We start from the raw sequence: 20,862 nt of genomic DNA, 5'->3' as shown, positions 1-20,862 counted from the left end.
GCCCACTGTCCCCCGGACTCCGGGAGACTGAGGAGTCCTCGTGAGTACGGTCTCGACCATGGTCGTGTGGATCGTGGTCGGGATCGTGCTCCTGGCGTCAGTCGTGCTCATCGTCGTCGAGGGCAACGTCATGCGGAAGCCCGCGGCCGAGCGCTCGAGCGGTGAACAGCGCTTCGTCCGTGCGAGCCGGGCCGTCGGGCGCGGACAGCAGGCCTACGCCCGCGTCGTCGCGCCGTGGCTCGTGCTCGGCTCCGCGCTCGTCGGACTCTTCGCCACCGTGCCGCTCTGGATGAGCGGGGAGACGGGTGTCGCGATCGGGCTGACGGTGTTCTTCCTCGTCTTCGCGGCGGGCATGCTCGTGTTCTGGGCGAAGGTCCTCCGACACCGGGGGCCGGGCAGCGCGTGGCTGGCCGCCGAGGACGAACGCATCCGCTCCGCTGACGAGGCCGGCCGGCCGCGCTGGTTCGTGAGTGTGAAGGCCGGTTGGGCACTGTCCGCGATGTTCACCGGCCTCGGCGTGGTGTTCCTCGTCCTGGCGCTGACCGGCGGCGGCTCGCTGCTCGCGCCGGCCGTCGTGCTCGGCGTCGGGCTGCTGTTCATGGTCCTCGTCGGCATCCAGCAGCGGGCCGAAGCCCGGAAGTGACCGCGGGGCCCCGCGCCCAGCGGATGAGACCCGGACCGACGGGCGCCACCGCTGCACGGTGCTGGCAGCATCGGACCCGACGACGGGAGTGACGATGACCGGTGTGACGCACGTGGTGCTGGTGACGTGGGACGGCGACGACGGACGAGCGGCACAAGGGGACGCGCTCGCACGGGAGCACCTCACGCGGATCGAGGGCGTCGAGACCGTCCGGTCGGGGACCAGCGTGAGCACCGAGGGGCTCGAGGGCGGGTTCGACTGGATGCTCGTCGTCGGGTTCCGCGACCGCGCAGCGCTCCAGGCCTACCTGCCGCACCCCGAGCACCAGCCCGTCGCCGAGCACATCCGGGCCGGCAGCAGCCGGGTCGTCGTGTTCGACATCGACAACTGACGCCGCCGCGGCGGGGACGGCCGGCTCGGCGGTCCGACGGGGCCGGTTCCGGCCCGGCAGTGGCCCGGTGACGGTCGGGAGGCGCGACACGGCGCCGCCACGTGCCTCCCGGCCGATCCGTGCCTAGGCTGGGCCGGTGGCCGACGCGACCGGACCGACCGTCCTCCTGACCGCCTTCGAGCCGTTCGGGGGTGCCACGACGAACCCGTCCTGGGACGCCGTGACGGCGCTCGCCGACCGGTGGGACGGCCCCGCCCGGATGCGGGTCGAGCAGCTGCCGGTCGTCTTCGCGGAGGTCCGGCAGCGACTCGTGGCCGCGATCCTCGAGCACCGGCCGACCGTGGTGGTCGCGACCGGTCTCGCCGAGGGACGGTCCGCGGTGACGCCCGAGCGCGTCGCGATCAACGTGCAGGACGCGAGGATCCCGGACAACGCAGGAGCCCGGCCGGTCGACGAGCCCATCGACCCGAACGGTGCGACGGCCTGGTTCTCCGGGCTGCCGATCAAGCGGATCGTCGCGGGCATCCGGGCGCTCGACGTCCCTGCCGCGGTCTCCAACACCGCCGGGACGTTCACCTGCAACCAGGCGTTCTACGAGCTCATGTCGCTCGCCGACCGGCACGACTTCCGTGGCGGGTTCGTGCACGTGCCGGCCACACCGGGCTTCGGTGCCCCCGGCCTGCCGACACTCCCGCTGGACGACGTCGTCCGGGCGCTGGACGTCGTGGTCCGCGAAGCCCTCCGCGGCGGACCGGACCTGGTCGAGCAGGGCGGGGCGGAACACTGAGCGCTGCGACGCTGAGGGGTTTCTGATCTTCCGTCACGGGTCTCCGGGTCGGGTGCGCCGACGACCTGGGACCATGGTCGGATGACCGCCGACGCCCCGCAGCTCCGTCCCCGAGGCCGCTCGGCCACCGCGACCGACGTCGTGGGCATCCTCGAGCCGGCGCGCTACCCACTCGTCTCGGTCGCGGTCGCCGTCATCGCGGTCGTCGTCATCACGGGGGTCGGCTTCCTGCTCGGCACGGTCGACCTCGGGCTCTCGAAGGCCCTGAACACGCTGCACACCGGGGCGCTCGGCGCGTTCACGGACGCCGTGTACCACGTGATCAGCCCGGCCCCGGCGATCGGGATCACCGTCGTCGTGGTGGCCGTCATCTGGTGGCGGTCCCGTGACCTGCGTCCGGCGCTCGCGTTCGGCGGCACGATCGCGATCACGTGGGTGCCCTCGGCGGTCGTGAAGGAGATCGTGCACCGCGCGCGCCCCGACGTCGCCGTCCTGCCGCACCCGTTCGCCGTGCAGCCCGACCCGGGGTACCCGAGCGGGCACACCGTGTACATCACCGCGTTCGTCATCGCGCTCGTCTGGCTCCTGCGCGACAGCCGGTGGCACCGCACCGTGCTCGTGGCGGGCACAGCGGCGATCGTCGTGGTGTTCTTCGCGGTGTCGATCGACGCGGTGCACTACCCGACCGACGCGGCGGCGTCGATCCTCTGGTCGCTCGCCGTGGCCCCCGGCGTCCGGGTGGTCTGGGTCGACTGGCTGATGCCGCGCATCCCGTTCCTCCGGAAGCCGGTGGGCGGACGAGCCGTCCGGTCCTGACGCCCGGGGGGGGGGGGGGGCGCCGTCGGTCGGGCAAGCGCGCCCGCTCCGACGTCGCTCGTGGTGATCGACGCGCGCTCCGTCGGAACGCGCACGCTCCCCGGTCCGGCCCCGCCGGTGTCAGGCGCGATGCCGGGCGAGGAGCAGGGCGACCACCGAGACCACGGCCGCGGCGAGCATCACGACCGCGAGCGGCCCCGCGGTCGCCGACCCGCCGATGCTCACGAGCGGTGAGACGAGGGCCGCGAGGCCGAACTGCAGTGCACCGAGCACGGCCGAGGCGCTCCCGGCAGCCGACGGCACCGCGCCCAACGCCAGCGCGGTCGCGTTCCCGAGCACCAGGCCGAGCGACCCCACCGCGGTGAACAGCGGGACGGCGAGCCAGAACACGGGCGCCCCGGTCACGACGAGCAGCCCGAACGCCACCGTCGACGCCGTCACGAGCCCGATCCCGACGCTGAGGACCCCGACGACGGAGCGGGTGGCCGTGAGCTTCGCGGACAGGATGCTCACGCCCATCAGCGCGAGCGCGTTGCAGCCGAACGCGACGCCGTAGCCCACCGTCCCGAGCCCGAGCATGTCCTGGTAGAGGAACGGCGACGCGGAGATGTACGCCATCATCACCGCGAACGCGAATCCGAACACGGCGGTGTACCCGATGAAGGCCGGGGAGCGGAGTGCCCGCACAGGGGAGCCCGAACCGGCCCGCTCGGCCCGGAGTGCGTCCCGGCGCGAGCGCAGGTGGGTCTCGCGGACGACGGCGAGCACGGCGACGAGCATCGCGACGGACAGGCCGAGCACGATCGTGAGCAGTCCGCGCCAGCCGAGCGGCGCGGTGAGCAGGCCGCCGAGCAGCGGGGCGACGACCGGGGCGACGCCGCCGACGATCATCATGAGCGAGAACGCCCGCGCCGCGGCCCTGCCGGAGGCGAGGTCGGAGATCACGGCACGACCGATCACCATGCCGGCCGCACCACCGAGCCCCTGGAGCAGACGGGCGACGATCAGCACCCCGACGTTCGGTGCGAGCACCGCGGCCACGCTCGCGAGGACGCACAGCGCCGCACCCGCGACCAGCGGCGGCACCCGGCCGAAGCGGTCGGACAGCGGACCGAAGACGAGCTGCCCGGCCGTGACCCCGACGAGGAACGCGGTCAGCGTGAGCTGCACGGTCGTCGCGGAGGTGCGGAGCTCCGTCGTCATCTTCGGGAACGCCGGGAGGTAGAGGTCGGTGGCGAACGGCGCCACCGCGCTGAGGAGTCCGAGGACGAGCAGGAGCGCCGTGGTGATGCCCCGTGTCGTGGTCGGTGCGGCCGCGTCGTGCGCGCGGATGGTCCCGGTGTCGGTCGTCATGGTTATGAAATCATAACTCATGGAGTGCCCGCGGTACAGTGCTGCCATGCCCCCGGTGTCGGACGACCTCCTCGCGGAGTTCGCCGACGTCCTGCTCCGCGTCTCGCGCGACGTCGACCCGCACGGCCTCCGCACGCTCGACATCGTGCCGCTCACGGGGACCGAGGCGCTCGTCATGCGGTGGGTCGACCGCAACCCCGGGACCTCACCGAGCGCGACCGCCGAGGCGACGGCCCTCAAGCGCAGCAACCTCAGCGTCGCGCTCAAGGCGCTCGTCGACAAGGGGATGGTCGAGCGGCGGCCGGACCCCGAGGACGCCAGGACGGTGCGCCTCCATCCGACGCCGGTCGCGCGGGAGAGCATCGGGCGGCTGCACGCGCACTGGGTCCGCACGCTGCGCGAGGCGCTCGGGGGCGACGTCGACGGGGTCGAGGGCGCCTTCGCCCTGCTCACGCGGATCGACGCCGGCCTCCGGGGAGTGGCTCGCTGACGGGCTCCTCCTCGACGTCCTGATCGGCTGCACGCCCGACCTCGTCCTCGATCGACATCAGGCGCCGCGCACCCGCCCCGTCCGCGCCGAGCGCATCGCCCGGGTTCATCACCAGGCAGGCGTTCAGTGAGACGCACCCGCAGCCGATGCACTGCGTCATCTCCTCCTGGAGCCGCTCGAGCTCGAGCTGGCGGGCGCGGAGCCGTGCCCGCCACCGCTCGTTCAACCGGGCCCAGTCGCGCAGGGACGGCATCCGGTCGCTCGGCAGCGTCGCGAACTGCTCGGCGACCTCGCTCAGCGGGATACCGAGCCGCTTCGCCACCTGGATGATCGCGATGCGCCGCTCGACGTGCCGGGGGTACAGCCGGGTGCCGCCGGTCGTCCGCTCGGGGTGGATCAGGCCCTTGCGCTCGTAGAAGTGCAGGGCCGACGCGGCGACCCCGGTGCGTTCCACCACCTCGCCGATCGAGAGCAGGTCGGTCGGCTTCGGTGCGGGGATCTCCACCATGGTCGAGATCCTAGGCGCGAGTGTTCACATCGCACTTGACAGGGCTATCTGACGGTAATATGTTGGACATCACAAGGCCGGTGCAGGACCGGCTCGAACCTCGAAGGACACGACCATGAGCGTGCTCACCGCGCAGCAGGACATCGCCCGCCCCGTCTCGTCGAACTGGCCCGAGCCGACCGGCAACCCGGTCCTCGACGCGGTGCTCTCCGGTCTCGAGCGGCTCGCCGCCCGGCTGCCCTACGCCCTCGCACTCCCGGTGATGCTCGCGCACGAGGGCCTCTGCCGCACCACCGCCCGCTGAGGCCGTACGACGTTCCCGAACGCGTCGACGTCCCCGAACGCGTCGACGTCCCCGAACGCGTCGACGTCCCCGAACGGCGTCGGCATCCCGCGGGATCAGCGCACGAGTGCCGGTCCGCGGAGCCGCTCCCGGGACAGCGCCGGCAGCGCGATGCCCGTGTCGTCCTCGAGCACGTGGGTCCCGGGCGGCACGACCTGGTCGACCGCGTCGAGCAGGTCGTCGTCGAGCGCCACCTCCGACGCCTGCAGGTACGCGTCCAGGTGCGACGTCGTCCGCGGGCCGACCACGACGCTCGACACGTCCGGGTGGGTCAGCGCGAAACCGACGGACAGCTCGAACAGGGTCAGACCGGCCTCGTCGGCGAGACGCCCGAGGCGGTCGACCACCCCGAGCTTCCGGCGGTTGCGCGGCGACCCGACGTCGTAGGCCGTGGGGTCGGCGAGCGTCCGCGGCGACACCGGCTGGCCGGCGCCCTCCCGGTAGGACCCGGCGAGCCAGCCTCCGGCGAGCGGTGCCCCCGTGAACGCGCCGAGCCCGAAGCGCCGTGCCACCGGCAGCACCGTCCGCTCGGCCGTCCGCGTCAGCAGCGAGTACGGCACGTGCGTGGCGGTCGCGCTCTTGCCGCCGGACCGCAGCCACTGGGCCTCGACGAGCTCCTCGGCGGGGAACCCGGGGATGCCGAAGGCCCGGATCCGACCGGCGGCGACGAGGTCCGCGAGGGCGTCGAGCGTCTCGTCGAGGGACGTCGCCGGGTCCGGACGCGCCGGCTGGTAGAGGTCGATGACGTCGACCCCGAGCCGCTCGAGGCTCCGTTCGACCGCGCGGAACATCCACCGACGGCCGTTGCCCCGGTGCGCGGGATCGGAGTCGACCGCGTCGCCGAACCGCACCGACACGAAGACGTCGTCCCGCCGACCCGCGAGGGCCGCCCCCACGGCGGACTCCGCGCGACCGCCGCCGTCGGCGTCCGACACGTCGACGGCCGTCACGCCGCGGTCGAGGGCTTCGTGCACGAGCACGGCCGCCTCGTCGAGGTCCCGGGTCGCCACGCCCGCGAGCGCGTGCGTCCCGAGTGTCAGGGCGCTGACGGGCGCCCCCGTGCGCCCGGTGCGTCGCTGTTCCATGCGCGTCACGATAGGTGCGCCGACGCGACGCACGGACGCGGGTGACGAAGCGTTACCGCCTGACGGCCTGGAGGCCCGTGGCGGGCCCGCCCGGTGCCTCCAGGCCGCCGCGCGGTAGGCTGGGGACGCACCACGAACACGCAGTGTGTATCTACCGGCCGTCGCCCGCCCTCCGGGCGCGACGGACAGCGGCGGCACCCGATGGGCCCGCTGCCGGACGGCCGGGCCGAGAAGGCACACCCCATGCTCCACGCACGACCCACGTCCCTGATCGCCCACGCCGGTCGGTGGTACTTCCCGATCGCCTTCGTCGCGCGACTCCCGTTCGCGATGATGGTCGTCGGCGTCCTCACCCTCGTCGTCGCCGCGCGCGACTCCGTGGCCCTCGGCGGGCTGAACTCCGCCTCCGTCGGCATCGGCTCCGCGGTCTTCGGCCCGGTCGTCGGTGCGGCCGCGGACCGCTTCGGCCAACGGCGCGTGCTCGTCCCGGTCGGCATCGTCAACGGCGTGCTCCTCGGCGCGCTGCCGTTGGTCGTGACGAGCGCCGCGCCCGACGTGGCCGTCCTCGCGATGGCGTTCCTCGTCGGGGCGTCGGCGCCGCAGGTCGCCCCGATGTCCCGGACCCGGCTCGTCGCGATCATCCGGCAGCGGATGAGCCCGGACCGCCGCGAGCGGGTCACGAGCGGCACGATGGCCTACGAGTCCGCCGCCGACGAGACGGTGTTCATCATCGGACCGTTCCTCGTCGGCGTGCTCGCGAGCGCGATCGCACCGTGGGTCGCGGTGGCCGGGGCGTCCGTCCTGACGCTCGCGTTCGTCACGGCCTTCGCCCTCCACCCGACCGGGCGTCTCGTCGCCGGCGGCACCGGGCACGTGGCGCAGGCGCCCGCCCGGCAGCTGCTGCGCCCCCGGTTGCTCGTGGTGGTGGCCGGCATCCTCGGCATCGGCCTGTTCTTCGGCGCGACCCTCACCTCGCTGACCGCATTCATGGAGGCGCACGGCGGAGCCTCGCGCGCCGGGCTCCTCTACGGCGTGATGGGCATCGGGTCGGCGGCGCTCGCGCTCGGGTCGGCGGCGTTCCCGCGGGCGTTCGGCCTCGGCTGGCGCTGGCTGGTGTTCGGGGCGGTGCTCCTCGGCGGGGCGGTGGCCTTCGCGTACGCGGACTCGGTGGTCGCGGTCGCGCTCGTGCTCGGCGTCATGGGGATCGGCATCGGCCCCACCCTCGTGACGCAGTACTCCCTCGGGTCCGAGCGGGCGCCGGTCGGACGCTCGGCGACGACCATGACGATCCTCGGCTCGGCGGTCATCGTCGGACAGTCCCTGTCGTCGGCCGTCACGGGCGCGTTCGCCGAGCGTGCCGGTGCGGCGGGAGCGATGGTGCTGCCGGCGATCGCGGCCGGCGTCGTCGTCGTGGCGGCGGTCGCGGACCTGGTGCTCGAGCGGCGGGCCGCCCGGCGCTGACCGGCGCTGCGGGCGCTGCGGGCGGCGCAGCGTCGCTGTGAGACGACCTGGCCGCTGTCGCACGACATCGGCGGCGTCGTTCGACGTCGGACACCCGCCGCGCGCCGCCGGCGCCTACTCCGTGTCGTCGTGGAGCAGCGCTTCGTGCCGGTGGTCGCCCGACCGCAGCCCGGCCCGCGCGATCATGTGCGTCGACACCGGCACCAGGAACAGCTGGAACACCAGGATCGGGAGCACGACCCAGAGCGCTGTCCACGTCCACACGGCCACGACGACCGCCGCGAGCGCGAAGGCCAACCCGAGCACCTGCGGCTTCGCCATGGCGTGCAGGCGGACGAGCGGGTCGGGGAACCGGACGATGCCCACGGCGGCGCCGAGCGACAGCACGGAGCCGACGAGCAGCAGCGCGACGGCGATCCAGGCGCGGATCCCGGCGCCCTCGACGAACGCCTCGATGAGGTCGATCACCTACGTCTCCTCCTCGATCGCGTGCTCCGGGGTCGTGGCGTCGGAACCCTCGTCCGACGGGTCCGACGAGGGTGTGACCGCCCGGGCGACGGCGACGGTCGCGAACACGCTCGTCGCGGCGATCACCACGAGGACCGGGACGGCGGTGAGGTCCCGACGGAGCGCCATCGCGGCGGCGGTCACGATGAGGACCGTCGTCAGCACCAGGTCGGAACCGATCATCCGGTCGAGGATCGTCGGCCCCCGGACGATGCGACCGACCGCCAGTGCGAGCGTCACCCCGAGGAGCACCAGGACGACGGCGACGCAGACCGCCATGACCACGACCCCGGCGCTCACCGGACGACCTCCGGCAGCGGCTCGGAGAGCTCCGAGACGTCCTGCCGCGACCCGAGCGCGCGGATGACCATGGCCTCGATGCGGAGCGCGGTCCGCCGTTCGGCCTCGACCTGCTCGATCCGCTCGGTGTCCAGCACGTGCAGCAGGACCCGACGGTGCCGCAGGTCCACGTCGGCGACGTACGAGCCCGGCACGAGCGAGACCGCGATCGTCGCGAGGGTGAACGTCATCTCGGACGTGCTGTGCAGCTGCACGAGCACGATCGAGCTGCGCCGCACCCCACGTGGACGGAACGCCGCCCACGCGACCCGGAAGGACGCGGCCACCACCAACCCGCCCCACACGACCAGGAACCAGAGGACGGCAGGGAGCGAGAAGCGCCCCGACAGGGGGACCGGTGGCAGCGGGAGCAGCTGCGTCACGAGCAGCGCGACGACGATGCCGCACAGCAGGGTCAGCGGCGTCCACGAGCCCCACAGGAGTGCCCAGAGGACGGTGAGGCCGGCGACGAGCGGTACGTCGTAGCGCCACGCGACGGCGATCCGCCGCGCGTTCGTGAAGCGTCGGGTGTCGCTCATCGGTCGCCTCCGAGCACGGCCTGCACGTACCGGTCCGGCGACTCGAGCGACTCCGCCGCCCGGGTCGCGTACCCGTAGAGGGGGCCCGCCACCACCGTGAGGGCCACAGACCCGAGGACCGCTACGGTCGTGACGCCGACGAGCATGCGGGGCAGACGGGTGCGCGGCGGCGCCTCGCCGGCGACGGGCGTCGGCCCGCCCGTGGCCGTCTCGTCCGGACGGGAGGCACGGCTCGCGTGCGGTGCGTCGGTGACCGTCACCGAGCCTCCCGGGTGGTACGCCTCACCGGTCTCCTCGGAGACGGTCAGCGGCGCCGGTTCCGGCGCCCGCAGGTGCGCGTGCGGCTCGGCCGTGCTCGCGTGCGGGGCGGCCGCCTCGGCCGCCGGCTTGGGCCGCCAGAAGGCGGCGTCCCAGACGCGCATGAGCGCGTAGAGGGTCAGGAGGCTCGTCACGACCCCGGCGGCGATCGTCGCGTACGCCAGTGGGGAACCGTCCTCGGCAGCGGCGCGGAACAGACCGAGCTTGCCGATGAACCCGGAGAACGGCGGGATGCCGCCCAGGTTGAACGCCGGCACGAGGTACAGCGCGGCGAGCAGCGGCGCGGCCTTGAGGAGCCCGCCGAGGGAACGGGTCGAGGTCGTGCCGCCGACGCGCTCCATCAACCCCGAGACCAGGAACAGGGTCGTCTGCACGACGATGTGGTGCACCGTGTAGAACACCGCCGCGGCCGTGCCGGCGACCGACCCCAGCCCGACCCCCATCACCATGAACCCGATGTGGCTGATGGGCGTGAAGGACAGCAGCCGTTTCACGTCCGTCTGCGACACCGCGCCGAGCACGCCGACGACCATCGTGAGGATCGCGACCACGAGCAGCACCGTGTTGAGCTGCGGCCGCGGGAAGATGATCGTCTCGAGCCGGATGATCGCGTAGATGCCGACCTTCGTGAGGAGTCCCGCGAAGACCGCGGTGACGGGGGCGGGGGCCGTCGGGTACGAGTCCGGTAGCCAGAACGCCAGCGGGAAGACCGCGGCCTTGATGCCGAACCCGATGAGCAGCATCGTGTGGAGCAGCAGCTGCACGTGCTCCGGCAACTCGGCGACCCGTTCGGAGATCTGCGCGATGTTCACGGTCCCGGTCGCCCCGTACACGAGCCCGATGGCGGCGAGGAAGATCGCGGACGCGATGAGGCTCGTCACGATGTACGTCGTCCCAGCGCGCACCCGTTGCTCGCTGCCCCCGACGGTGATGAGCACGTACGAGGCGACGAGGAGCATCTCGAACGCGACGTAGAGGTTGAAGAGGTCGCCCGCGATGAACGAGTCGAGCACGCCCGCCGCGAGCACGAGGTAGGTCGGGTAGAAGATCGTGACCGGGGCGTCCTCGTCGTCGTCGGCGAGGCCCTGCCCGATCGAGAACAGCAGGACGAGCAGGAGCACGCTCGCGCTGACCGTGAGGAGCAGGGCGCTCAGCCGGTCGACCACGAGACTGATGCCGTACGGCGCCTGCCAGCCGCCCACCTGCACGACGATCGTGCCGTGCCGGTCGACGAGCACCATGAGGGTGACGGCCACGGCGACGGCGATCGCCAGCACGGCGACCGTGATCGCCCGCTGCGTCTTCTGGTGGCGGACGAGCCCGAGCGCGACCGCGGCGCCGAGCAGCGGGACGAGCACGAGGAGGGGGACGAGCCAGGTCATCGGGCGTTCTCCTCCTGCTGGGCGGCCTCGGGGTCGGTGTCGATCTCCGGGTCCTCGTCGACGACGTCCTCGTCGCCGCTGCCGTCGCGCTGGCGTCCGATCGCGGCGTCGGCCTCGTCGACCTCGACCTCGTCCGCGCGCGACAGCTTCCAGGAGCGGTGGATGAGTGCGAGGAGGAAGGCGCTGACCGCGAAGGTGATGACGATCGCGGTGAGGGCGAAGGCCTGGGGGAGCGGATCCGTGATGCCCTCGGCGGACTTCCCGATCGGTGGCTTGCCGGCTGCCCCGGACATCACGAGGAGGAGCAGGTTGAGCGCGTTGCCGAGGAGCAGGAACCCGAGCAGCATGCGCGTCAGAGACCGTTCGAGCAGCAGGTAGACGCCGCACGAGAACAGCACGGCCATGGCGACGACGAGGACCAGGGTGACGGTCACGTGGCACTTCCTTCCGGGGTGGCGGCCGCGGCGTCCTGCACGGGGTCGGACCCGGTCGTGTCGGGCTCTGTGGAGTCGGCGATCGGGGTGCGGAGGTCCTCGAGTCGCTGGCGGTCGACCTCGGCGCCGAGGCTGCGGAGGACGTCGAGCACGAGGCCGACGACCACGAGGTAGACGCCGATGTCGAAGAACGTCGCCGTGACGAACTCGACGTGCCCGAGGACCGGGACCGTGGCCTCGACGAACTCGGAGTACAGCGCCTCCTTCCCGAAGAACAGCGGCACGAGCGCGGTCACGGTGGCCGTCGCGACGCCGAGGCCGAGCAGGCGACCCGCGCGGACCGGGGCCGCGGCACCGAGTTCGGCCGGGCCGCCGGCGAGGTACCGGGCCGCCAGCGCGATGCCGGCGACGAGGCCGCCGGCGAACCCGCCGCCGGCGGCGTTGTGCCCGGCGAACAGCAGGTAGACCGACAGGACGACGAGTCCGTGGAAGAGCAGCCGGACGACCACGTCGAGGAGCGCCGAACGCCCGGTCGGCATCGCTGCGCTCGTCGGCAGCCAGGCCCGCGGCTCGCCGTCGGGACGGTGCTTGTCGCTCGTGATGCTCGACGGCAGGTCGCGGAGCCGCGGCAGGGTGTCCTCGCGGGAGTTGACGAAGATGAGGCTCGCGACCCCGGTGGCCGCGGCGACGACCACGGTCAGTTCGCCGAGGGTGTCCCAACCACGGAGGTCGACGAGGGCGACGTTCACGACGTTGAGTCCGTGCCCGAACGAGCTCGTCAGGGCGGGGAGGTCGGGCCAGAGCGGCTCCGTGGTCCGCGACGACGCAGCGACCACCACGACGACCGCGAGCGTGGTCCCGGCGAACCCCGCGAAGAGCGCACGCACGATCCGGAAGCGCGAGGGGTTGGCCGTCGCGATGCGCGGGGGCAGCCGTCGGAGCACCAGGACGAACGCGATGAGCGTCACCGTCTCGACCACGAGCTGGGTGAGCGCGAGGTCGACCGCCCCGTGCAGGACGAAGAGCACGGACATCCCGTACCCGGTGACCCCGACGAGCACGGCTGCGGCGAACCGGGTCTTCGCGGTCGTGACGGCGATCGCGCCGATGCTCATCACCACCACGACCGGGACCTGACCCCACGAGTCTGCGAACCGCACCGAGAACGCCCAGGGTCCGCCGACGACCAGGTTCACGAGCGCCCCCGCCACGAAGACCGACAGGATCACGGTGAGGTAGTAGGGGAGCGAGCCCCGCTGGAGCGCCGCGGTCAGGCTGGTCGCGCCGCGGTCGAGTCCGCGCATGACCCGGCGGTAGGTGCCGGCCGCGCTCGGCGCCCCCGCCAACCGGTGCTGCAGCGCCTCGACCGGACGGCGCAGGAGGAACAGGGCGGTGCCGCCGAGGAGCGTGACCGCGGACAGCCCGAGCGCCGGCTCGAGCCCGTGCCACAGCGCGAGGTGGGGCACCGGGGCGAAGCCGATCGACGCGGCGTTCGCGGCCGGTTCGACGCCCTTCGCCACGAGCGGGGTGGCGAGACCGAGCACCACGCCGAGGACGCCGAGCACCGACGGCACCGCCCCGAGGCCGTGCAGCGCGTGGGGCTCGGTGTCCGCGACGCCGGGCTTCCGGGCGAACGCACCCCACAGGAACCGCAGCGAGTACGCCACGGTGAGCAGGGACCCGATGGTGACGCCGACGAGCGCGACCCACGCCCACCCGGTGTCGGGACCGGCGTGGAGGGACTCGACGAACCCGGTGAGCACGGCCTCCTTCGCGACGAAGCCGATCGTGGGCGGCAGTCCGGCCATCGAGGCGAGCGCCAGGACGGTCACGACCACGAGCCAGGGCATCCGCCGTCCGAGGCCGCTGAGCCGCCCGAGGTCGCGGGTCCCGGCTGCGTGGTCGATCGCGCCGACGACGAGGAACAGCGTCGACTTGAACGTCGCGTGGGCGACGAGCAGGGCGATCCCCCCGAGCGCGACGGCCGGCTCGCCCCACCCGACCGCGAGCACCAGGAACCCGAGCTGGGCCACCGTGCCGTACGCGAGCAGCAGCTTGAGGTCGGTCTGCCGGAGCGCCCGGTAGCCGCCGATGAGCATGCCGCACACCCCGAGCACCGTGACCGTCCCGCGCCAGCCGTCGACGAGCGCGAAGCCCGGGGCGAGGCGGGTGACGAGGTAGATGCCGGCCTTCACCATCGCCGCGGCGTGGAGGTAGGCGCTGACCGGGGTCGGCGCGGCCATCGCCGCCGGGAGCCAGAAGTGGAAGGGGACGATCGCGGACTTCGTCAGGGCACCGAGCAGGACGAGCACGACCGACACCGGGACGAGCGCGCCGCCCGCGGACACCAGGGTCGGTGCGGCGTCGACGATGGCGCTCAGCGACGTGGTGCCGGCCCGGACGGACAGCAGCACGAGCCCGGCGAGCATCGCGAGCCCGCCGGCGGTCGTCACGACGAGTGCCTGCATGGCGGCGGCGCGGCTGGCGCGCTTCACCGCGTCGTGTCCGATGAGGAGGTAGGAGAAGACGGTCGTGGCCTCCCACAGCACGAAGAGGACGATGACGTCGTCGGCGATGACGAGTCCGTACATCGAGCCGGCGAAGGCGGTGAGGACGCCGGCGAACCGGCCGAGCCCGACCTCGCGCTCCTCGAAGTACGCCGCACAGTAGACGAGCACGAGCGTGCCCACGACGGTGACGACGAGCGCGAGCACCCACGAGAGGGCGTCGACGCGCAGGCCGATCGCGAGGTCGAGCTGCGGGACCTAGGTCGAGCGCTCGCGGATGCCAGGACCGAGGGCCGCCGGGGTCTGCGCGACCGTGAGCACCGCAGCCGCAGCGGGTGCGAGCGCGGCGATGAGGAAGACCCGGCGCCCGAGCCAGGGCGTCAGCGCCGGGACGACGAGGGCGAGGACCGCGAACGCGGCGAGGACGGTGACCATGGGGCACCTCCTCGGGGTCGGGCTGCAGTCCGGCTCACTGGATGCTCCCAGCTTAGGGTGGCCCCGATGGGCAGAACCTGTGTGCCCGGACAGTGTCAGGAGCAGCCGGTCGGGCCGTCCCGTCCAGTCTGCTCGCGCGCCGGCCGAGTCGACCGGTCAGCGTCCGTGCGCCCGCGCGGGGATCTGCGTCGCGAGCTTCCCTCCGGAGACGTCGACGAGCGTCCCCGTGATGTACCCGGCCGCGTCGCTCGCCAGGAACACGAGCAGGTCGGCCACGTCGTCCGCGGTCTCCCACCGGCGCAGCGAGAGCGTGTCGAGCAGGCGGTCCTGCCGGTCCGGCGGCATGTCCGCGAAGCCGTTCATCGCGGTCGGCACCATGCCCGGTGCGTAGGCGTTCACGGTGATGTCCCACGGCCCGAGCTCGGACGCGAGCACCCGCGTGAACTGCACGACGGCGGCCTTCGACGCCGCGTACGCCGCGCTCCCGACGCTCGGCACGATCGCGGCGAAGGACGCGGCGTTGATGATCCGCCCCCGACCCGCCGCCTGCATCACGGGCGCGACGGCCTGGCTCACGAGGAAGGTGCCGCCCGCGTTGACGTCCATGCACCGACGCCAGCCCTCCCACCCGAGGTCGGCGACGGTCCCTTCGACGTCGATGCCCGCGTTGTTCACGAGCACGTCGACCGTGCCGTGGCGCTCGACGACGGTGGCGACCGCGGCCCGGACCGACGCCGGGTCGGTGACGTCGCACACGATCCGGTCGGGCAGGGCGTGCCCGTCGTCGGGCACGGCGCCCCCGTCGTCGGCCACGTCCGGGAACCCGAGGTCGAGCGCGGCCACACGACACCCCTCGGCGACGAACCGCTCGGCGATCACCGCGCCGATCCCGCGCGCGGCTCCGGTCACGACCACCACGCGGTCGGTCAGGTCGAGGTGCATCGTCGCTCCCGTCGTCGGTCTGCAATAGGCATACTATTCACCCATGACCGATGCGCGCGTGCTCTGGATCACCGGCGGCGGGAGCGGCATGGGTGCCGCCGTGGCGGAACAGGCCGCGCGGGACGGCTGGACCGTCGTGCTGAGCGGTCGCCGGACCGACCGCCTCGACGCCGTCGCCCAGACCGTGCGTGCAGCCGGCGGCAGCGCGGACGTCCTGCCGCTCGACACCGCCGACGTCACCGCCGTCGCGACCGCTCGGGACGTGCTGCTCGGCCGGCACGGTCGGCTCGACGGGCTCGTCCTCGCCGCCGGCCTCAACGCCCCCGAGCGCCGGTGGGACGACCAGACGATGGCCGACTTCCGGGCGATCGTCGACACGAACCTGACCGGCGTGGTCGCCGTCGTCGACGTGGCGCTCCCGTCGCTCCGCGCGGTCGGCGGCACCGTGGTCGTCGTCTCCTCGTACGCCGGGTGGTCCTTCCAGCCCGGCGCCGGCGTCGCGTACTCGGCGTCGAAGACCGCGCTCGCCTCCGTCGTCCGCACGCTCAACCAGCAGGAGGCCGAGCACGGCGTCCGTGCGACGCACCTCTGTCCCGGGGACGTCGCCACCGACTTCCTCGACCGTCGACCGGTGGTGCCCGACGCTGCGGCACGGGCCGTCATGCTGCAGCCGGAGGACGTCGCCCGAGCGGTGTCCTTCGTGCTCGAGGCCCCGTCGCACGTGCGCGTCGACGAGCTCGTCGTCAGCCCGGTCGCCCAGCGGTGATCTACGACCGGGTCCTCGACGAGCTCGGCGCGGCCGTCGTCCACGGCGGGTTCGGCACCGCCCCGGTGAGCATCGACGACCTCGTCGCCCGGACCGGGGCGAGCCGCAGCATCGTCCGCGAGGCCGTCCGGGTGCTCGTCGGCCTCGGACTCCTCCGGGCCCGGCGCCGTGTCGGCGTGCTGGCACTCGCGCCCTCGGAGTGGGACGTGCTCGACCCCCGGGTGATCGGTTGGCGGCTCTCCGGCCCGGACCTGCGCGCGGTCCTCGACGAACTGCGCGCGCTGCGGCGCGCGGTGGAACCGGCTGCCGCAGCGGCGGCGGCCGCGGCGGACGGTGACGCCGCCGGCCTGGAGGCACTGCTCGCGTCCGCCGACCACCTCGCCACCGCGGCGGGTGCCGCGGACGCCACCGCGTTCCTCCAGGCCGATCGTGCGCTGCACCGCGCCGTCCTGGACCGGTCCGGGAACACGCTCTTCCGCCGGCTCCACGGCGTCGTCGAGCGGGCCCTCGACGAGCGGGCCGGGATCGGGCCCGATGAGCACGACGTCCGACTGCACGGCGCGCTCGCGCGCGCCGTCGCCGACGGCGACCCGGCCGCAGCCCGTGCCACGATGCAGGAGATCGTCGACCGGACCTGACCCGCGACCGGTGCCAGGCTGGCCGCAGACCAACGCGAAGGAGCGTCATGGAGTTCACCGACCTCGTCCCCGACCCGGCCGCCGTCGAGCGGATCGCGACCGGGAGCACCTGGGCCGAGGGCCCCTGCTGGGTGCCCGCCTCGAGGACACTCCGGTGGTCGGACATCCCCGGCGACCGGATCCTGCAGTGGCACGCCGACACCGGAGCCGTCGACACGTACGCCGAGCACGTCGAGTTCACGAACGGTCGGACGCTCGACCGCGACGGCTCCGTCGTGCAGTGCTCGCACGGACTGCGGCGGGTCGAGCGCGACCGGGACGGGGCGGTGTCCGTGATCGTGGACGGCTGGGCCGGTGGTCGGCTCAACTCGCCGAACGACGTCGTGGTCGCCTCCGACGGTGCGGTCTGGTTCACCGACCCCGCGTACGGGATCACCCAGCCCCGCGAAGGCCACCCCGGCGTCCGTGAGTACGGCGACCACTGGCTGTTCCGCTGCGGCCCGGACGGCGGGGACCTCCGGCCGGTGGTGACCGACGTCGACGAGCCGAACGGGCTCGCGTTCGCCCCGGACGAGCGGGTGCTCTACGTCGCGAGTTCCTCGGGCGACCTGCCGGTGATCCGCGCGTACGACGTGGACATCGACGACGTCGGGGTCCGCGTGAAGAACGGGCGTGACTTCGCACGGCTCGGTGCGGGGGAGGGCGTCCCCGACGGCATCCGTGTGGACGAGCACGGCAACGTCTGGTCCTCGTCGCACCGCGGCGTCGTCGTGTTCGACCGGGCGGGTGCGCGACTCGGGGAGATCGCGGTACCGGAGGTCGTCTCGAACCTCTGCTTCGGCGGGGACGACGGCACCGAGCTGTTCCTGACCGCGACGACCTCGGTCTACCGGCTCCCGACGCGGGCTCGGGACGCCGCTCGACGGTAGCCCCTTCCCTCTCGTGATACTGCTGTGTAAAATATCATTGCAGTTGTCATTCGAACAAGGGAGCCAGCGTGTCGAAGCGCGTCGCGATCATCGGTACCCGGGGGTACCCGTCCTACTGCGGCGGCTTCGAGACCGCCGTCCGGCAGGTCGCCCCGGCGCTGGCGGACGTCGGCTGGGACGTCACCGTCTACGGACGCCCCGGGCAGGAGCGCCCGGACGACCCCACGCTCGACACGCGGATCACCCGACGCGTCACCCGTGGTCTCGAGTCGCGGTCGCTCTCGACGCTCACCTACGGTCTGACCGCCGTGCTCGACACGGTCCGCCGCCGCCCGGACGTCGCCCTCGTCATGAACTGCGCGAACGGGTGCTGGCTGCCCCTGCTCAAGCTCGCCGGCATCCCGACGGTCGTCAACGTCGACGGCATCGAGTGGGAGCGCGCGAAGTGGGGTCGGATCGCGAAGGCGGTGTTCAAGACCGGTGCCCGGATGACCGCGTGGAGCGCCGACCGGCTCGTCTTCGACGCGCGGGCGATCGGCGAATACTGGCAGCGGGTGTTCGACAAGGACGGGGTGGTGATCCCCTACGGCGGGACGACGGCCTCGGCCCTGCCGCTCCACCCGGAGGACGCGCACCTCGCCGGCCGCCCGTTCGCGCTCGTCGTCGCACGGTTCGTGCCCGAGAACACCGTTCCGGAGTTCCTCGCGGCGGCCGAGCGCATCGCCCGGCGCTTCCCGGTCGTCATCGTCGGCTCCACCGGCTACGGCGGCGAGCTCGACCAGCACGCACGGCTGCTCGCCGACACCCGCCCCGACGTGCACTGGCTCGGCCACGTCGCCGACGACGACCGCCTCTTCGCGCTCTGGCAGCACGCCGGTGCGTACTTCCACGGACACAGCGTGGGTGGGACGAACCCCGCGCTCGTGCAGGCCATGCACCTCGGCGCCCCGACGATCGCGCGCGACACGGTCTACAACCGCGAGGTGCTCGCGGACACCGCGGCTGCCTTCGTCGAGCCCCGTCCGGACGCGATCGCCGACGCCGTCCTGACGCTGCTGTCCGACCCGACGGAACAGAACCGCCTGAGCCGGGTCGTGCGCGACCGGGCACTCCAGCACTACACGTGGCGCGGAGTCTGCGACGCGTACGAGCGAGCCCTGGACGAGCAGGTCCGCGGCGTCGTCGCCGATCGACCCGAGGCGGTGCCGGCCGCGTGACCCCTCCGACGAGCCTACGCATCGTCCCGGAGCTGCGGGCGGTGCACGTGGAGCGACACCGCACCGGGACACCGGCCGAACTGCTCTACCTCGACGTGAACTACGACCTCGCGGGCACCCCGCTCGCGGAGGGCATCCGACGGACCACGGTCGGCAGGGCGCTTGCGCGGTTCCTGCACACCACGGCGACCACGCTCGAGGTCCCCGAGCCCCTCTGGATGCGGTTCTGGCCGAAGCACGCGGTCCTCGCGGCCGGCTTCGCCCTCGCCGGCGTCGTCCGCGGGCGCCGACACCGCGTCGTGACGTACGCGATGGAGAACAACGACCTCCGCACCCTCGTCGGTGGCCGCGGCCGTGTCCCGGCGCTGCTCGTGACCGCGGTCGGGCTCCTCGTCGGCGTGGTCGCACGGCTGACCCTCGACCGCATCCACTTCGCCACGCCGGCCGCTCGGAACGCGTACGCGCAGTTGCCCTTCGTCGGGGCGATCGAGCAGACGGTGGGTCTCGAGCTCCCGGCGCCGGCTCCCGGGCCGACCCGTGACGCCGTTCCGGGTTCGTGCGTGTTCGTCGGCGTCCTCGAGGCACGGAAGGGCATCGCACCCCTGATGTCCGCGTGGGAGGTCGTCGAACGCACGCGTCCGGGCGCCGTGCTCACGATCGTCGGTCCCGGGCCGGAACTCGACCGTGTCCGGCGCTGGGCCGCGGGGGCACCGGACCGACGTCGTGTCCTCGGTCCCCTGCCGCACGCCGAGGCCGGTGCCGCGGTCGCGCGTTCGGCGGTCCTCGTCGCGCCGTCGATCCCCGACGGCCGCTGGCGGGAGCAGGTCGGCCTGCCGGTGAAGGACGCCCTCGCGGCCGGACTCACCGTCGTCGCCACCGACCAGACCGGACTCGCACCGTGGCTCGCCGAGCACGGGCACCAGGTCGTCACGGTCGCCGGCGGCGACCTCGTCGGACGACTGGCACGGTCGATCGAGCGGGCAGTCGACACCCCACTGCAGCGCGAGGCCGTCCGTGCGGCACTGCCCGGTCGGGACGGCCGGATGGCCGCGGACGAGTGGCTTCACGCGTGAACGGCGGGCGGATCGTGGTGGTCAACACCCTCGGCGGAGCGCTCCGGCACTACGCCGCAGCACTCGTGGCGAGCTTCGGCAGCGACGACGTGCGGCTGCTCGCGGTCGACGAGCCCAGTGTCGCGGGCGGCTCCGGGCTGGCATGGCTCGGCCGGACGCTCCGGGCGCTGGTGCGGGCTCGACGACTCGGGGGGCGTGTCGTCGTGACCTGGCCCGTCCTCGGCCACCTCGACCGGGTGCTGCTCCGACTCGTGCTCGGTGCCAAGGTGGACGCCGCCCTGGTCGTGCACGACCCTCGGCCGTTGGTCCACGCTCGTGGCTACGGCGCCGGTGCGCGGTGGCTCGGCCGGTTCCTGGGCGGTTCGGTGCGGATGATCGTGCACAGCGAGCAGGCCGCGGACGCCCTGCGGGAGCACTGCCCTGGTGACGAGCCCGTCCTGCTGCCGCACCCCGTCGCGCCGCGGTCGGAGTCGTCGCGACGCCCGCCGGCGAGCGCCCGTCCGGTCGTCCGGGTGCTCGGGCAGTACAAGCCGGACCGCGACGTCGCCCTGCTCGTCGCGCTGGCCGCACGGCTCGGTGACACCCACCTGCTCGAGGTCGTCGGTCGCGGCTGGCCGCCCGTCGCGGGCTGGTCGGTCCGTGACGCGTTCGTCGACGAGGCCGAGCTCGACGACCTCATCGTGACGGCGGACGCGGTGCTCGTGCCGTACCGGCGCTTCTTCCAGTCCGGGGTGGCGATCCGGTCGCTCGAGCTCGGGACGCCGGCGGTGGGACCTGCCGACTCGAGCATGGCCGATCTCTACCCGGACGACCGTTTCCTCGCGGACGGATCGGTCGACTCCTGGTGCCGCGCGGTCGAACGCGCAGCCGGGGCATCCCGGAGCGACACCGTCGCGCTCGCCCGGGCAGCCGACGAGCGAGCGCGCGGCGCATGGCGGACGGAGTACGCCGTACCCTGA

23 protein-coding genes and 1 pseudogene are annotated in these 20,862 nt (G+C 73.3%); 13 read left to right on the top strand and 11 right to left on the bottom strand.

From position 1 onward, the window contains the following. The first annotated feature begins 58 nt into the window (after positions 1-58). The 4 genes from IEY20_RS08430 to IEY20_RS08415 all read left to right on the top strand — a co-directional run bounded on the left by IEY20_RS08430 (position 59) and on the right by IEY20_RS08415 (position 2,637). On the top strand, positions 59-643 hold the full coding sequence (locus tag IEY20_RS08430; RefSeq protein ID WP_188889048.1) for a hypothetical protein: 585 nt from the start codon (positions 59-61) through the stop codon (positions 641-643). 94 nt (positions 644-737) lie between these two features. Beyond that, positions 738-1,034, top strand: coding sequence for a Dabb family protein (locus IEY20_RS08425; RefSeq protein ID WP_175327910.1), 297 nt, complete (start codon positions 738-740; stop codon positions 1,032-1,034). Between the two features lie 136 nt (positions 1,035-1,170). Further along, positions 1,171-1,821, top strand: a complete 651-nt coding sequence (pcp, locus tag IEY20_RS08420; RefSeq protein WP_022902907.1) for a pyroglutamyl-peptidase I — start codon at positions 1,171-1,173, stop codon at positions 1,819-1,821. Between the two features lie 81 nt (positions 1,822-1,902). Then, complete coding sequence (locus IEY20_RS08415; RefSeq protein ID WP_175327909.1) at positions 1,903-2,637, top strand: phosphatase PAP2 family protein; 735 nt, start codon at positions 1,903-1,905, stop codon at positions 2,635-2,637. 120 nt (positions 2,638-2,757) lie between these two features. On the opposite strand, the gene IEY20_RS08410 is transcribed toward IEY20_RS08415, so the two are convergent. After that, positions 2,758-3,990: a multidrug effflux MFS transporter gene (locus tag IEY20_RS08410; protein ID WP_175327908.1), complete on the bottom strand. Its 1,233-nt coding sequence runs from the start codon at positions 3,988-3,990 to the stop codon at positions 2,758-2,760. Between the two features lie 46 nt (positions 3,991-4,036). Here IEY20_RS08410 and IEY20_RS08405 point away from each other — a divergent pair, with 46 nt between their 5' ends. Then, a complete protein-coding gene (locus IEY20_RS08405) occupies positions 4,037-4,480 on the top strand; it encodes a MarR family winged helix-turn-helix transcriptional regulator (RefSeq protein ID WP_217504204.1) in 444 nt (147 codons plus the stop codon). Here IEY20_RS08405 and soxR read toward each other — a convergent pair. Continuing rightward, the gene (soxR, locus tag IEY20_RS08400; RefSeq protein WP_188889046.1) at positions 4,440-4,988 is read right to left on the bottom strand and encodes a redox-sensitive transcriptional activator SoxR; all 549 of its coding nucleotides are present in this window, start codon (positions 4,986-4,988) and stop codon (positions 4,440-4,442) included. The genes IEY20_RS08405 and soxR overlap by 41 nt on opposite strands. 115 nt (positions 4,989-5,103) lie before the next feature. Between soxR and IEY20_RS08395 the strand changes: the two genes are divergently transcribed. Beyond that, complete coding sequence (locus IEY20_RS08395) at positions 5,104-5,292, top strand: hypothetical protein (protein ID WP_022902902.1); 189 nt, start codon at positions 5,104-5,106, stop codon at positions 5,290-5,292. 95 nt (positions 5,293-5,387) lie between these two features. On the opposite strand, the gene IEY20_RS08390 is transcribed toward IEY20_RS08395, so the two are convergent. Continuing rightward, positions 5,388-6,416, bottom strand: coding sequence for an aldo/keto reductase (locus IEY20_RS08390; protein ID WP_175327906.1), 1,029 nt, complete (start codon positions 6,414-6,416; stop codon positions 5,388-5,390). Positions 6,417-6,659: 243 nt separating this feature from the next. On the opposite strand from IEY20_RS08390, the gene IEY20_RS08385 reads away from it, so the two are divergent. Beyond that, positions 6,660-7,877 (top strand): MFS transporter, encoded by a 1,218-nt coding sequence (locus IEY20_RS08385; RefSeq protein ID WP_175327905.1) that lies wholly within the window; start codon positions 6,660-6,662, stop codon positions 7,875-7,877. Positions 7,878-7,991: 114 nt separating this feature from the next. Here IEY20_RS08385 and mnhG read toward each other — a convergent pair whose 3' ends face one another. The 8 genes and pseudogenes from mnhG to IEY20_RS08350 form a co-directional block, all read right to left on the bottom strand. Further along, positions 7,992-8,345, bottom strand: a complete 354-nt coding sequence (gene mnhG, locus IEY20_RS08380) for a monovalent cation/H(+) antiporter subunit G (RefSeq protein WP_175327904.1) — start codon at positions 8,343-8,345, stop codon at positions 7,992-7,994. Beyond that, positions 8,346-8,684, bottom strand: coding sequence for an MrpF/PhaF family protein (locus tag IEY20_RS08375; RefSeq protein WP_229727953.1), 339 nt, complete (start codon positions 8,682-8,684; stop codon positions 8,346-8,348). Next, a complete protein-coding gene (locus IEY20_RS08370) occupies positions 8,681-9,262 on the bottom strand; it encodes a Na+/H+ antiporter subunit E (RefSeq protein ID WP_022902897.1) in 582 nt (193 codons plus the stop codon). The genes IEY20_RS08375 and IEY20_RS08370 overlap by 4 nt, the downstream gene beginning before the upstream one ends. Then, positions 9,259-10,962 (bottom strand): Na+/H+ antiporter subunit D, encoded by a 1,704-nt coding sequence (locus IEY20_RS08365; RefSeq protein WP_175327903.1) that lies wholly within the window; start codon positions 10,960-10,962, stop codon positions 9,259-9,261. The genes IEY20_RS08370 and IEY20_RS08365 overlap by 4 nt, the downstream gene beginning before the upstream one ends. Then, positions 10,959-11,396, bottom strand: coding sequence for a Na(+)/H(+) antiporter subunit C (locus IEY20_RS08360; protein WP_175327902.1), 438 nt, complete (start codon positions 11,394-11,396; stop codon positions 10,959-10,961). Before IEY20_RS08360 ends, IEY20_RS08365 begins: the two co-directional genes overlap by 4 nt. Beyond that, a pseudogene (locus IEY20_RS08355) lies at positions 11,393-14,149 on the bottom strand (Na+/H+ antiporter subunit A); the annotation flags it as partial. The gene IEY20_RS08360 and the pseudogene IEY20_RS08355, both read right to left, overlap by 4 nt. Positions 14,150-14,161: 12 nt before the next feature. Beyond that, the gene (locus IEY20_RS17370) at positions 14,162-14,338 is read right to left on the bottom strand and encodes a hypothetical protein (protein ID WP_307839857.1); all 177 of its coding nucleotides are present in this window, start codon (positions 14,336-14,338) and stop codon (positions 14,162-14,164) included. 156 nt (positions 14,339-14,494) lie between these two features. Beyond that, positions 14,495-15,280, bottom strand: a complete 786-nt coding sequence (locus IEY20_RS08350) for an SDR family NAD(P)-dependent oxidoreductase (protein WP_175327901.1) — start codon at positions 15,278-15,280, stop codon at positions 14,495-14,497. Between the two features lie 43 nt (positions 15,281-15,323). Here IEY20_RS08350 and IEY20_RS08345 point away from each other — a divergent pair, with 43 nt between their 5' ends. The 6 genes from IEY20_RS08345 to IEY20_RS08320 all read left to right on the top strand — a co-directional run bounded on the left by IEY20_RS08345 (position 15,324) and on the right by IEY20_RS08320 (position 20,862). Beyond that, positions 15,324-16,046, top strand: coding sequence for an SDR family oxidoreductase (locus IEY20_RS08345; protein WP_022902891.1), 723 nt, complete (start codon positions 15,324-15,326; stop codon positions 16,044-16,046). Then, positions 16,043-16,684: a FadR/GntR family transcriptional regulator gene (locus tag IEY20_RS08340; RefSeq protein WP_175327900.1), complete on the top strand. Its 642-nt coding sequence runs from the start codon at positions 16,043-16,045 to the stop codon at positions 16,682-16,684. The genes IEY20_RS08345 and IEY20_RS08340 overlap by 4 nt, the downstream gene beginning before the upstream one ends. 47 nt (positions 16,685-16,731) lie before the next feature. Further along, positions 16,732-17,613 (top strand): SMP-30/gluconolactonase/LRE family protein, encoded by an 882-nt coding sequence (locus tag IEY20_RS08335; RefSeq protein ID WP_022902889.1) that lies wholly within the window; start codon positions 16,732-16,734, stop codon positions 17,611-17,613. A 68-nt stretch (positions 17,614-17,681) separates the two neighbouring features. Then, complete coding sequence (locus IEY20_RS08330) at positions 17,682-18,830, top strand: glycosyltransferase (protein ID WP_175327899.1); 1,149 nt, start codon at positions 17,682-17,684, stop codon at positions 18,828-18,830. After that, a complete protein-coding gene (locus tag IEY20_RS08325) occupies positions 18,827-19,903 on the top strand; it encodes a glycosyltransferase (protein WP_022902887.1) in 1,077 nt (358 codons plus the stop codon). The genes IEY20_RS08330 and IEY20_RS08325 overlap by 4 nt, the downstream gene beginning before the upstream one ends. After that, positions 19,900-20,862 (top strand): glycosyltransferase family protein, encoded by a 963-nt coding sequence (locus IEY20_RS08320; protein WP_175327898.1) that lies wholly within the window; start codon positions 19,900-19,902, stop codon positions 20,860-20,862. The genes IEY20_RS08325 and IEY20_RS08320 overlap by 4 nt, the downstream gene beginning before the upstream one ends.

The sequence above is a fragment of the Curtobacterium luteum genome, assembly GCF_014646995.1.
In the GTDB taxonomy this organism is placed as follows: Bacteria; Actinomycetota; Actinomycetes; order Actinomycetales; family Microbacteriaceae; genus Curtobacterium; species Curtobacterium luteum.
Note: the sequence above shows the minus strand (reverse complement) of the source record. Positions and strands in the feature narration are given on the sequence as shown.